The organism is Vibrio sp. VB16 (assembly GCF_015594925.2).
In the GTDB taxonomy this organism is placed as follows: domain Bacteria; phylum Pseudomonadota; class Gammaproteobacteria; order Enterobacterales; family Vibrionaceae; genus Vibrio.
Genome location: NZ_CP087590.1, coordinates 611,568 through 623,967, shown reverse-complemented (window position 1 = coordinate 623,967; position 12,400 = coordinate 611,568). Strand labels below are relative to the sequence as shown.

Annotated in this window: 14 protein-coding genes; 3 read left to right on the top strand and 11 right to left on the bottom strand. The window is 42.2% G+C overall.

Annotated features, from left to right (window positions below):
- Nucleotides 1-62 precede the first annotated feature (62 nt).
- Nucleotides 63-626 carry a hypothetical protein gene (locus IUZ65_RS03035; RefSeq protein WP_195702327.1) on the top strand — a complete coding sequence of 188 codons (564 nt, stop codon included), beginning with the start codon at nt 63-65 and terminating at the stop codon, nt 624-626.
- Between the two features lie 167 nt (nt 627-793).
- Here the strand turns inward: IUZ65_RS03035 and IUZ65_RS03030 are convergent, their stop codons facing one another.
- Nucleotides 794-1,699 carry a hydrogen peroxide-inducible genes activator gene (locus IUZ65_RS03030; protein WP_195702326.1) on the bottom strand — a complete coding sequence of 302 codons (906 nt, stop codon included), beginning with the start codon at nt 1,697-1,699 and terminating at the stop codon, nt 794-796.
- A 197-nt stretch (nt 1,700-1,896) separates the two neighbouring features.
- Here IUZ65_RS03030 and IUZ65_RS03025 point away from each other — a divergent pair, with 197 nt between their 5' ends.
- Nucleotides 1,897-2,505: a peroxiredoxin C gene (locus IUZ65_RS03025; RefSeq protein WP_195702325.1), complete on the top strand. Its 609-nt coding sequence runs from the start codon at nt 1,897-1,899 to the stop codon at nt 2,503-2,505.
- 325 nt (nt 2,506-2,830) lie between these two features.
- On the opposite strand, the gene IUZ65_RS03020 is transcribed toward IUZ65_RS03025, so the two are convergent.
- The 7 genes from IUZ65_RS03020 to IUZ65_RS02990 form a co-directional block, all read right to left on the bottom strand.
- On the bottom strand, nt 2,831-3,997 hold the full coding sequence (locus tag IUZ65_RS03020; RefSeq protein WP_195702324.1) for a glutathionylspermidine synthase family protein: 1,167 nt from the start codon (nt 3,995-3,997) through the stop codon (nt 2,831-2,833).
- Nucleotides 3,998-4,000: 3 nt separating this feature from the next.
- Nucleotides 4,001-4,618, bottom strand: a complete 618-nt coding sequence (locus IUZ65_RS03015; protein WP_195702323.1) for a DUF1190 domain-containing protein — start codon at nt 4,616-4,618, stop codon at nt 4,001-4,003.
- A gap of 16 nt (nt 4,619-4,634) precedes the next feature.
- The gene (locus IUZ65_RS03010; protein WP_195702322.1) at nt 4,635-5,051 is read right to left on the bottom strand and encodes a DUF350 domain-containing protein; all 417 of its coding nucleotides are present in this window, start codon (nt 5,049-5,051) and stop codon (nt 4,635-4,637) included.
- 42 nt (nt 5,052-5,093) lie between these two features.
- Nucleotides 5,094-5,726: a YjfK family protein gene (locus IUZ65_RS03005; RefSeq protein WP_195702321.1), complete on the bottom strand. Its 633-nt coding sequence runs from the start codon at nt 5,724-5,726 to the stop codon at nt 5,094-5,096.
- 11 nt (nt 5,727-5,737) lie between these two features.
- Complete coding sequence (locus IUZ65_RS03000) at nt 5,738-6,763, bottom strand: potassium channel protein (protein ID WP_195702320.1); 1,026 nt, start codon at nt 6,761-6,763, stop codon at nt 5,738-5,740.
- A gap of 120 nt (nt 6,764-6,883) precedes the next feature.
- Nucleotides 6,884-7,567, bottom strand: coding sequence for a PspA/IM30 family protein (locus IUZ65_RS02995; protein ID WP_195702319.1), 684 nt, complete (start codon nt 7,565-7,567; stop codon nt 6,884-6,886).
- Nucleotides 7,564-7,983, bottom strand: coding sequence for a DUF2170 family protein (locus IUZ65_RS02990; RefSeq protein WP_195702318.1), 420 nt, complete (start codon nt 7,981-7,983; stop codon nt 7,564-7,566). Before IUZ65_RS02990 ends, IUZ65_RS02995 begins: the two co-directional genes overlap by 4 nt.
- A gap of 270 nt (nt 7,984-8,253) precedes the next feature.
- On the opposite strand from IUZ65_RS02990, the gene ppk2 reads away from it, so the two are divergent.
- A complete protein-coding gene (gene ppk2 / locus IUZ65_RS02985; protein WP_195702317.1) occupies nt 8,254-9,036 on the top strand; it encodes a polyphosphate kinase 2 in 783 nt (260 codons plus the stop codon).
- Nucleotides 9,037-9,067: 31 nt separating this feature from the next.
- On the opposite strand, the gene phoU is transcribed toward ppk2, so the two are convergent.
- From phoU to pstA, 3 genes are all read right to left on the bottom strand, one after another.
- Nucleotides 9,068-9,766 carry a phosphate signaling complex protein PhoU gene (gene phoU / locus IUZ65_RS02980; protein WP_195702316.1) on the bottom strand — a complete coding sequence of 233 codons (699 nt, stop codon included), beginning with the start codon at nt 9,764-9,766 and terminating at the stop codon, nt 9,068-9,070.
- Nucleotides 9,767-9,848: 82 nt separating this feature from the next.
- The gene (pstB, locus tag IUZ65_RS02975) at nt 9,849-10,667 is read right to left on the bottom strand and encodes a phosphate ABC transporter ATP-binding protein PstB (protein WP_195702315.1); all 819 of its coding nucleotides are present in this window, start codon (nt 10,665-10,667) and stop codon (nt 9,849-9,851) included.
- 2 nt (nt 10,668-10,669) lie between these two features.
- Nucleotides 10,670-12,319 carry a phosphate ABC transporter permease PstA gene (gene pstA, locus IUZ65_RS02970; protein WP_195702314.1) on the bottom strand — a complete coding sequence of 550 codons (1,650 nt, stop codon included), beginning with the start codon at nt 12,317-12,319 and terminating at the stop codon, nt 10,670-10,672.
- Nucleotides 12,320-12,400 lie beyond the last annotated feature (81 nt).

The window sequence follows — 12,400 nt, the reverse complement described above, 5'->3', positions numbered from 1 at the left end:
AGCTAAATCCGCCATCCTCCTAATGGATGGCGGAACTAAACGCCGATATGAGGATGCCTAAGATGACTCGAATTCCAACTCACCTTCAAGATGCAAAACAATTACTCACATCTGATGGTTTTGAAACGAATGATGTTTGGTACCACGGCACCTCTTCAGCTTTGCTCACTTCAATTCAGGGACAAGGATTAAAGCGTTCAGGAGATAAAGCATTGAACCAAGCCGCCGTCAGTACCATGGCAACCATTGGTAATCGCTATACAGAATCGCAAGAACCGATTTTCTTAACCCAAAGTAAAGAGCTGGCTTATTATTGGGCCGAGCAAGCCGTTCGAAACCGTACGGTACGCTTTGACGGAGAGGAAGATCCCATTGTGTTAGCGGTAAACTTATCAGAAAAACAACGTGTTAATGTGAAACCCGATGTAGGGGCAGCCAGTCTATTATTAATGGAAACTGGTGAGCATTTTATGGCGCATTTAGCAATAATCTATGAACGTTGTGGCCTTGCTGCACCCGACATTGATCTTATGAAAGCCGACCGTATGGCTTTTCTCAACAAATTGGGAATGGCCTATATCGACCAAGACGTTAGCCTTGCTTGCGTTGAGGTAGTACCAAACTAAATTGAACAGACTAGGTAAAATAGAACTAGCGCGTAACTGACTAAATAAAGTTTCAGCATTGGAAGGCCAAGCCCAACTTCCAATGCTTTTTTATTTCTTATGGGTATGAAAATAACGGCGAAACCAAGCTCAGAAAATTTATGTTCAGTTAATTCTTCAGGTTGGCATTACATAAGTTCAGAAACTACTTCAGCTAATTTCTCAAACGTCTCGTAACGCGAGGAACTTGGCCTCCAAACAAGACCGATATCTCGATAGGCCTGTTGACCGGGAGGATCGACAACAATCAAATTTTGGTTTTCTAATAATCCATGTTCGATCGCCATCTGTGGGATAAATGTTGTCCCTAACCCATTAGCGACCATCTGCACCAACGTATGTAAACTCGTGGCTGTAAATGGATTGATCTTATCTTTGTCCGTTAATTTACAAGCTGAAACCGCGTGTTCCGTTAAGCAGTGTTCATTTTCTAATAAAAACACGGATTCGTTTGGCAGTTCGTCATATTTTATTGGAACTCGAATCGCATCGGCCTGATTACGACTAATTACCATCCTGAAAGGATCCTGCCCAACAACCTTGCTGTGCATATTTCCAATATCGACTGGTAGAGCCAAAATTAACACGTCCATCTGGCCATGTTTCAATGCTTCCAGTAAATTTGTCGTAGTATCTTCTCTTAGCAGAAGGTTCAATTGCGGAAATCTTTGATTCACTTCTTGGACTAAATCGCACAGGAGAAAAGGAGCGATTGTCGGGATACAGCCCACTCTAAGTTGGCCCTGCATTGTTCCACCTTGGCAGAGTTTACCCAACTCGATGAGGTCCTGCCCTTTAGCCAGCAGCTCTTTGCCATGAGTAACAACCAATTCGCCAGCCTGCGTAAATACAAGCGGACTTTTTTTATCTTTTTTCTCATAAAGAGGACAGCCAATCATCTCTTCGAGGTTTTGTATTCCTTTGCTTAGAGTAGATTGACTCACAAAACATTTTTCTGCAGCATGACTAAAGTGCCGTGTTTCATGTAGTGTGACGATATAGTGCAGCTGTTTTAGACTGGGCCATTTATTCATATTATCTATCCATGCCAACCATTTTATTTACTGTTTAGTTTCTCAATAAGACGCAAATCAACCTAATCGCTTTTTTCGATTAAATCAATCTATTTAATTCGCTTTTTTAGATGCACAATTATGTACTATAGTTTGCTTGTAGAAACACAAACTCAGACCAAATGGTTTGAAGAAAATACTTAATTAGGAGCAAGAAAATGGTACTAGTAGGACGTCAAGCCCCAGATTTTACTTCTGCAGCTGTTTTAGGTAACGGCGAAATCGTTGATAACTTCAACTTCGCAGAATTCACTAAAGGTAAAAAGGCGGTAGTATTCTTTTACCCACTAGATTTTACTTTTGTTTGCCCATCAGAGCTAATTGCTTTTGACAAACGCTTCCAAGACTTCCAAGACAAGGGTGTTGAGGTTATCGGCGTTTCTATCGATTCTCAATTCTCTCACAACGCATGGCGTAACACGGCTATCGCAGATGGCGGTATTGGTAAAGTTCAATACCCACTCGCTGCTGACGTTAAGCACGAAATCTGCCAAGCATACGGTATCGAGCACCCAGAAGCTGGTGTTGCTTTCCGCGCCTCTTTCTTAATCGATGATGAAGGTGTTGTTCGTCACCAAGTCGTTAACGATCTTCCACTAGGTCGTAACATCGACGAAATGCTACGCATGGTTGATGCACTTAACTTCCACCTAAAACATGGCGAAGTTTGCCCTGCACAATGGGAAGAAGGTAAAGCAGGCATGGACGCGACTCCAACTGGCGTTGCAGCATTCCTTGCTGAGCACGAAGACGATTTAAACAAGTAATTACTGCTAAGCCTGTCCTCAACACAGGTTTATGGTTGGACAAAATATAAAAGCGTAAAACGCACGCCAATCAGTTATAAAGTAATCATCAGCCCAAGATCAAAGCCCAAGCGAAAGCTTGGGCTTTTTATTTGATTATTTCCCTAGAATTAATACTAATTACATTAATTCTGTGTTCAAAATAAACTCGATTCCACAGACCGCTCAAGACACCCTTGTTCGCTTAGCAAAGGGCATCCATGGCCTTTGCTGTCTGCTCTGTCGAATACATTTCATCTGATAAGTTGTTTAGTGTCATTGGTATTATACCAATCTAAAAAGTTTACTAATCAAGAATAATATGCGGAATGTAGCGCGATAGGTCTTGCGTCACTCTTGACGTATCTTCTCGAATGGACATACCTGCGGGCTTGTCATTTATCAGCCAACTGCCTATCAACGTGTAGTTATCACCAAATTTTGGCAGTGGATTATATGCTTGATAAATAACACCTTCTTCTCCATAGGGGCCATCCGTTTGCAGTGTTTTTTTTCCTTTCTCTACAATGGATATATTGGCACCTTCACGAGCGAAAAGCGGTTTAATAACGTAATCACCTAAGGTACTTATCTTTTTATCGTCGGGGAAAAAAGAAGGAATCAAATTTGGATGATTAGGGAACATTTTCCAGAGCAAAGGCAATAATGCCTTATTACTAATAATGGATTTCCACATAGGCTCAAGCCAGTTAACCTTTGCTTCTTGTAAATTACCTGCGTACTCCTCTCTAAACATAAACTCCCATGGGTAGAGCTTAAACATCCAGCGAACAGCTTGGTCATTGAGATCAACAAACTCTTTTTTGTTGTTAAGTCCAATATCTTCAGTAAAAACAAAAGACGTAGATAAACCCGCCTCTAAAGCACAATCTTCAATGTATTGAACGGTACCACGATCTTCGACGCTATCCTTGCAGCAACTGAAATGTAGTGTTTGCCCTGGCTGCTGTATAGCAATTTCTTGGAAGCGTTCTATCAGTAACTCTTGCAGAAGGTTAAATTGGTCTGCATCACGGCGTATCTGAGAGCTATTCACCATGTCTTCTAACCATAACCACTGCCAAAAACCTGTTTCGTAGAGCGACGTAGGCGTGTCAGCATTGTTTTCATATAATTTTGCTGCCCCTTTTCCATCATAGGCAAAATCGAGTCGCGAATATAATGACGACTCTTTTTGCTTCCATGATGTCAGTACGTTTTCCCACATCGGTTCTGGTATTTGAAACTTTCGTAACCAATAATCATCTCCAACCACTTTATCCACCACCTGTAAGCACATTTGGTGGATCTCTTCTGTTGGATCTTCAATATCTTTTTCAATTTGCTCAAGGGTAAACTGATAGTAAGCCGACTCGTCCCAATAAGGGTTTTCATATACCGAATGAAAGCCAAAGCCGTACTCTTTTGCCAGCGCTTTCCAGTGCTTTCTTTCTTTCGCGTCGACCCTCAACATGATTTAACCACCCCAACTTTTACTTGATGATGATTTGCTGCTTCCCCAGCTAGATTTAGCAGAAACGGTTGAACCAAAACCACCTCTAGACATGGTTTTAGTTGCCGTAGGTTTCGGCTTCATCTGATCTCGCCCGACCTTTACTGTCGATTTTTTGTAACGACTGGATCCGTAATCCTGACCATCAGAGCTAACCCAGCGGTCATGAAAAATACTACCGGGATAGCGCGAGGAATACATAGGTTGAGAGTAGTACGGTCGATTATTCGTCATCATGCGGGCAAACATAAAGCCCGTCATTGCGGGCATAAACCAGTTAGAGCGCGGAGCTTGAACACAGGCATTCGCACCAAACTCTTGACTGCACTCATTTTCAGTATTGTACTTTGGCCCCGTACGGCCTGCTTCTTCTAGCGCGTATTCATAGGCAGCCTTGCATTGCTCGGCAAAATCCGGATTATCGCCAGAGCAATCATCGACACCTTGGTAGATAGTGGCATCTTCAGTATCACCGCACCCTGCAAGCATGGCGGAAACGACGGCAACCGAAAGAGAATTTTGTGCAAATGGACGCCATGATTTTCGCATTCGTTGCAAAGATACTTGTTTGGTTTTTTTCATCCTCACAATCTCCTTATCAGTAAGTCATACATGCTGCGTTCAACAATCCAACCGAAACTGACGTCGCGGCCATCACTATACCAGCAGGAATCTCACCTTTTTCTATTCGCTCGACAACCTTGGGCATAAAGGTAAAACGTACCAAGAAGAAAGCCACGATTTGCGCTAAAAATGCAACAACGCCCCAAACAGCAAAATCAACAATATTCACTGAATTACTTGCCGCGCCCGAAATGGCCAAACTATAACCAAGTATAGAGCCAGCAAGTGCTACCGCGGCTGAAATGTTCTTTCCATCTTTAATTAATGCCCATTCATCGTAAGGAGTAAACCGGACGTAAACCACCTTAAAGAGTAGTAAAAATGCCAAGGAGAGAGAAAAATAGAGCAAAAATGCCCCTACATTTCCAATGGAGTCTATTAGTAATTGCATGCTAATCCCTTAAATTATTATTGTTTAATCTTGTCATTACCATCAACCAATAATTCTAAAATCAGTTGGTGACACATCAATACTGGTGCTAAAAACAACACTTCTTTGTGTTTGGTTGTTTTCAATTTTTTCTTCCGCGATGATTTGTAACCCTTCAAACAGCTCTGAGTTAATTTCTCTTTCGTATACCATCGCAAATTGGTCTGTTTCAGTCACACTGCCATCTTCAAACCATGTTTTTTCCGTCATCGCAACCGGGCGTTCATTGTCCCAGGCTTTGTAAAATGTGTATTCATCCAGTTTTTTATTTGGTAAAACCAACTCGGTGGCAAGCCAATGCTCCCACTGCTTGTCACTGTCTACTGGTTTTGTTTCATAAAAATAAACCAGTTTCACTTCCGTTACATCGGCATCTGTTTTACCGTTTTGTAGCACCTGAAAGTAGCCATCATCATCGGTATAGAATCGTAACAACCTCGTTTGACCATCTAATTTCACCTCCCCAACCGCTTTAATAAGCTGAGTTCGAGCAGCACCTTCTATTGTCAGATACTCTTCTATTAAGCGAAACTTGAGGTCGTCTAACTCGATAGCACCACCTAGACGCATCCCTAGAACTTCAGGAGCACTAAGCGCTTCAGGTTGCTGTTCTTTCTTTTTAAACCAATCAAACATGTTCGCTCCTATCAAGGCCAGTTTACATCTGAAATTCGCTCATCTGAGATATAGAAAAGAGTCATACCCTCAGCTATCTCTGATTTTAGGTTTGGATTAATTTGCAGGCCATTGCCATTATCGACGGCAATTAATATGGCATCATGTTTCTGTTTAAAAGAGTGGAATAAGGTTTCAAACATCGTTGTTGGGTGATTCGAAGGATAGATAACAGAATATTGAGTCATGCCAGTCGTGGTACTCAGCAACTCTTGATGAAGAGAGCTAGAGCCAGGATCAACCGCAGATTTAGCCAGCATTTCAACCGATACCGAAGGGATACATTCGATATTTGGACAATGCTTTTTGAGAAGGTTACTCAATTCTTCGTTATTAAAATACGCCAAAATATGTGCATTTGAATTTTGACCGCTCACAAAAAGTGCCGCACTCAACGTCACGTCATCTTCGGGCGTATCAATTATAATACAGCTCGCTTCCGCTATTCCTGCTCGAGCCATTTCTACACTGTCTACGTAGCTTGGAACTGAGACAAACTCGATAACACCTGGGAGTGGGTTTTCTATCTCCGCACAGGCGCATAATACGATAGCGCGATTCTTTTTTTCTTCATGCAAAAGCATGTCTAACATATTTAATGTACGTTTCTCGTTCCAACCGAGCACCAATATATGATCTTTCATTTTAAGGCTCCGCTTCCCCATTAATCCTTTACGCCAAGATTCCACAAGAAGACTTGCCACTTGCCCTACAACGATTGCAAATAGACCGAGTCCCACTGGAATGATAAATAACGACGTTACCCATTTCCCGATATCAGTAGCAGGCGAAAAATCACCATATCCCACAGTGGACGCCGTCACGACTAAGTAGTAAATAAATACACTGAATGAATTCGTAAGATCAGACTCGCCAACAAGATGAAGAAGCAACCAACTTGTTGAAATATAACCTATAAGTAAGAAAAAAAGATTTCTTCCGGTTAACTGACCTAAGTGACGAACCGTCCATTGGCGCATCGCCAACCATAACGACATATTCGTTCCCTCTTTTCAAAAGACCACTATCTAAATGGGCGGCGCTAAACCACCCATCAAAACAAGTCTGTATAAATCAATGAAAGCACCTTACGATGCTTTCATTTTTACTCTGTTTTATTATTTACCAAGAATTCGAGCTAACTCATCTTCTGCTGATGATTGACCAGAGGTTATCCCAGCTTCTGCTAGTTTCTTATCTAGAGAGCTACCCGACGCTACATCTGCTATTTCTGCCGCGGCTTCAAGCTGCGCCGATCTCTCTTCCTGACGCTTTTTAATCCTATCCAACGATTCCACAGCGGTATGCATTTTTGCATTCGCACCTACATTTGTCGCAGAAACAGCGGACTGTGCTTTCTGCACGGCTTCATTCGCTTTCACAACATCGACCTGTTGCTCAAGTTGACGAAGCTTATCTTTCGCTTGAGCGATATTCGTGCTCATGCTCTGTGCAGATGATTTAAATTGCTCTAAATATACGTTTTCTGCTTCTTGTTCATTTCTTAAGTTAGCGACTTTTTGAGCGCACTCAAGAGCAAGTTCTTGCTGGCTTTTTTCCATCGCTACACGAGTATGATTTTCATATTCAGCGATGCTTTTATCAAACGCATTGACTTTGTTTTGTGACATTTTACGCTTTGCAATAATGCTCACTAGCGCCTCATCAGAACGGCGTAATTCTGTTTTCGCCTCTCTGATTTCTTGGTCTAATATACGCAAGGCTTGATTGTCAGCAACGGATTCAGCTGCTTCATTTGCGCCACCCTTTACCGCTGAGAATAGTTTTTTCCAAACACTCATTGTCCACTCTCCATTATTTGTTCACCCGCGACTAGAAACTCTTGATATAATTCGATAAATGCTTCGACATTACGAAACAAGGTTGCGACTTCTATAATGACACTTTCTAATTTTGACTGAGACGAAAGCGAACCAAACGCAACATAATACTCATCACCATCAATCTCATTGATGCCTATCGTTGTTAACGGGAACATCTTATGGGTTTTCAGCACATAATCGTTAAGATCTTGTGAGTTCTTTACTTGATCTTTACTAAATAGAAGAACCTCTACAAGGATCTGCTCACCGGATATGGCAAGAAAAGCGTCAATGTTATCTTCATTGGTAATGACTAATGTATTTTCATTTTCTTTAACTACCCAACCTTCATGCTCTTTAAGAGCTGAGATTAGATCTGGAGATTGACAAATCATAGTTCCACCGTATCTATTGAGAAAAACCGTATGTTATTGAAATAAAGTATATATTTTTTAACGCAGTAAATCACAGTCTACGCATTGAAATTCACCCTGTCCATAGCATAGTGCTGTCCGTAGCATAGTGTTACTGCCTGTGTCATTCCAAACAGTCGACTAATTTATTAAATAACATCCAACTTGCATTAACCCTCTCAATTTCATTTAGCAAAACTTTTTCTTTTTCTGATAGTTGCTAACATTATGGCAACCACGAGGAGATCTTGTATGGCAAAAACTGATAAAAAAGTATACGAAAAAGAGCTGGAAAAACTTCAGGTTGAACTGGTTAAACTTCAAAGCTGGGTAAAACAAGAAGGCCTTAAAGTCGTTGTTATTTTTGAAGGTCGTGATGCAGCTGGTAAAGGTGGTGTCATTAAGCGAATAACAGAGAAGCTTAATCCTCGTATCTGTCGCGTGGCTGCACTCCCCGCCCCGACAGAAAAAGAAAAAACACAGTGGTATTTTCAGCGTTATGTCACTCACCTACCAGCCGCTGGTGAAATCGTTCTCTTTGATCGCAGTTGGTACAACCGCGCTGGCGTTGAAAAGGTCATGGGCTTTTGCGATGAAGACCAATACCAAGAGTTTTTACGTTCCTGTCCAGAATTTGAACGTATGTTAACCCGTTCAGGCATTATCCTTCTTAAATACTGGTTCTCTGTTTCCGATGAGGAACAGGAAAAACGCTTTCTAGAGAGGATCCGCACTCCCATCAAACGCTGGAAATTTAGCCCGATGGACCTTGAGTCTCGCAGCCGATGGGCGGAATATTCCGAAGCGAAAGATAAGATGTTCAATTACACCGATACCAAGCAATGTCCTTGGTGGGTAGTAGAATCAGACGATAAAAAACGTGCACGACTCAATTGTATTAGTCACCTATTATCGAGTATCGAATACCATGACATAGAGTTTCCTGAAATTACGCTGCCCACCATTAACAAGGATGGCTACATAAGAGCGCCGATTGAGGAACAATCTTATGTACCTGAGTATTTGGAAAAGTAGGTATTCTCACGGCACCGTAACAAAAGAAAGGCTATTTGATGTGCTCATCAATATCATCTTCATCCAGATGACGTACATCTTTACCTTTCACAAAATAGATGATGTATTCGCAGATATTCTGACAGCGGTCGCCCACTCGTTCGATCGCCCTTGCTGACCACATGACTTGCAAAATACTCGGGATATTTTTCGGGTTTTCCATCATGTTCTTGGTAAGCTGCTCTATCACCGCTCGATACTCTGTATCCAGCTGGTTATCAAGCTTGTATACCTCTGCTGCAGCATCGATATCCATTCGAGCAAACGCATCAAGGACTTGATGTAACATCGCAATAGCCTGACGGCTTAAAGTCTCTAATGAAACATGGTAATTTTTATGTTTTGTTGAAGGTGTTTCCAATGCAACACGTGCAATCCTAGTCGCGACATCGCCAATACGCTCGAGATCTGTTATCGTTTTAATTATTGCCATCACTAAGCGTAAATCCTTCGCCGTTGGCTGACGCTTAGCGATGATCAACGTACAGGCCTCATCAATAGAGACCTCCATTGCGTTCACTTTGTGGTCATCACGAACCACCTGTTGTGCAAGCTCCATATCTTCTTTGTTTAGTGCCTGCATTGAGAATGAAAGCTGTTGCTCAACCAGTCCACCCATAGTTAACACATGGGTTCGGATGGATTCGAGTTCTACATTAAACTGTCCGGATATATGACGACCAAAATGCATTTTTTGCCTATTAAATTAACGGTGGTATCAATTCGACTCAATAACTGTACAGATGAAACCTGTTCGATGGAACAAGCATAGATTACCCGTATCGGCCAGTTATGTAATCCTCGGTACGTTTTTTTGTAGGCGAGGTAAATATTGAATCTGTGTCGTTGTATTCGATGAGCTTTCCTAGGTGAATAAACGCGGTATGGTCACTTACCCTCGCTGCTTGCTGCATGTTGTGAGTGACGATGACAACGGTGTACTTCGTTTTCAGTTCATTAACCAACTCTTCAATGGTCAATGTCGATATCGGGTCGAGGGCAGAGGTCGGTTCATCGAGTAACAGCACTTCAGGTTCGATCGCAATAGCTCTCGCGATAACTAACCTTTGTTGTTGACCGCCTGAAAGGCCAAAGGCATTTTCATGTAGCCTGTCTTTTACTTCATCCCACAGCGCCGCGGCTCGCAGTGACTGCTCTACGGCATCGTCCAATGTTCTGGCGGTTTTAATCCCTTTGAGTCGAAGGCCGTAGACTACGTTTTCGTAGATAGACTTTGGGAAAGGGTTTGGCCTTTGAAATACCATGCCAACGCGACGTCGTAGTGTGGCTACATCGACATCTTCTTGATAAACATTCTTACCATGTAAATAAACTCGGCCATCCACACGACACCCTTCCACCAAGTCATTCATTCGATTAATACAACGCAATAATGTGGATTTCCCGCAACCTGACGGACCGATAAAAGCGGTCACCTTGCCTTTCGGAATTCGCATTGAGACGTCCGTAAGCGCCTGACCATTTTTATAATGCAGGTTGAGGTTTTCTATCGCGATAGCCGTATCTTTATCAGCTAGGTTTTGCACATCTAAAGGTGATTCATAACCCAATGTTGAACTAACTGAAAACATGATTAATCTTGTCCTAATGCACGATATTTTTCTCGCAAATTATTGCGAATATTTATAGCCGTTAAGTTTAAGCCCACCACCACCATTACCAACAGGAAGGAAGTGGCGTAAACTAACGGCCTTGCTGCTTCTATATTTGGCGTTTGAAAACCTACATCGTATATATGATAACCAAGGTGCATAAATTTACGTTCAAGATGCACATACGGATAATGGCCATCAACGGGCAAGCTCGGTGCCAACTTGGCAACACCGACCAACATAAGGGGTGCCACCTCTCCCGCTGCACGTGCTACGGCTAGGATTAACCCTGTAATAATTGCAGGGCTAGCCATTGGCAAAACAATACGCCACAACGTTTCAAATTGTGTCGCCCCAAGAGCATAAGAACCATCTCTAACCGTAGAAGGGATACGACCTAAACCTTCCTCCGTAGAGACAATCACCACAGGCAGAGTGAGCAAAGCTAGGGTTAATGCAGACCAAAGTATCCCTGGCGTACCAAATGTTGGTGTCGGAAGTTTATCAGCATAAAAAAGCTCATCTATAGATCCACCAATAGTATAAACAAAAAAACCGAGCCCAAAAACACCGTATACAATGGAGGGCACACCAGCAAGATTGATCACCGCAACTCGAATCGTTCGGGTTAGCGCATTGTTTTCAGCATATTCGTGTAAATAAACGGCCGCTAACACCCCTAAAGGGGTCACAATAATCGACATCATTAGAACCAAGAATACAGTACCAAATATGGCAGGGAAGACGCCCCCTTCTGAGTTGGCTTCTCTTGGATCATCTAACAGAAATTTTTTGGCTTGCTTAGTCCAATGAAAAAACTGCTCCAAATACGTCATATCATTAGGATACCAAGCATCCAGAATATCAATGAGAGGGATCTGATGTACACCACCCGACATCTCCTCTACTACCAAGTATTCACTACTCAGTTTAGAACGAAGTTGAGCGAGTTTCGCTTCAGCCTCTGAGATAAGCGATTCTAATGCCTTTTTCTTCTCGTCATATTCATCTAAGTAAAGCGTCGTTAGCTCGCCTTCAAATTCTACTTTTCTTTTCTTGAGCCGTATCTGACTTAGCTCCCAACCAATCTCCCGCACTTCTACATTTAGAATACGATCAATTTCAATACGAATTGAATTACCAAAGTCGACACCATATTTAAGGTGAGATTTTACATTCGAAGTATATCGACCATTCTCGGTGACATACGCGAGTGGCTTACCAAAAAAAGAGCCATTTTGAGTGCGTTCTAATACCACCCAATCTTGGGGATATTCTGGCTCGGATAGATTCGGTTTCAATACGGATATAAAATCGAGTGGGTAAAGCTCTCTATTCGCAACCTTAATGCTAAGTTGTTCAACACTACCCGCTTCAATCACCTCTTTGGGCAGGCTCTCTTGCCTGTGAGACAAGCGAGAAACCGGAATAGTCGAACGCTGATAAACCTGCCCTGCAATTTTATTACCGCCCTCATCCGTCCACACAGACAACGGCATCGGCCAAAAATAGACGAGGCCTTTCCAACCAATCAGTAATAGTAGGCCGAAAACAGATACCAGACTAACGCTGACTGCTCCTCCTGTAAGCCAAATCCAAGGCTTTCCTGATTTTATCCATTGAAAAAACACGTATTAATTCATTCCTAAAATTTCTGGTTCTTTAAAACTGACCAGCAGAATGGCTATTATTCCTCAGTGACAACACAGTAA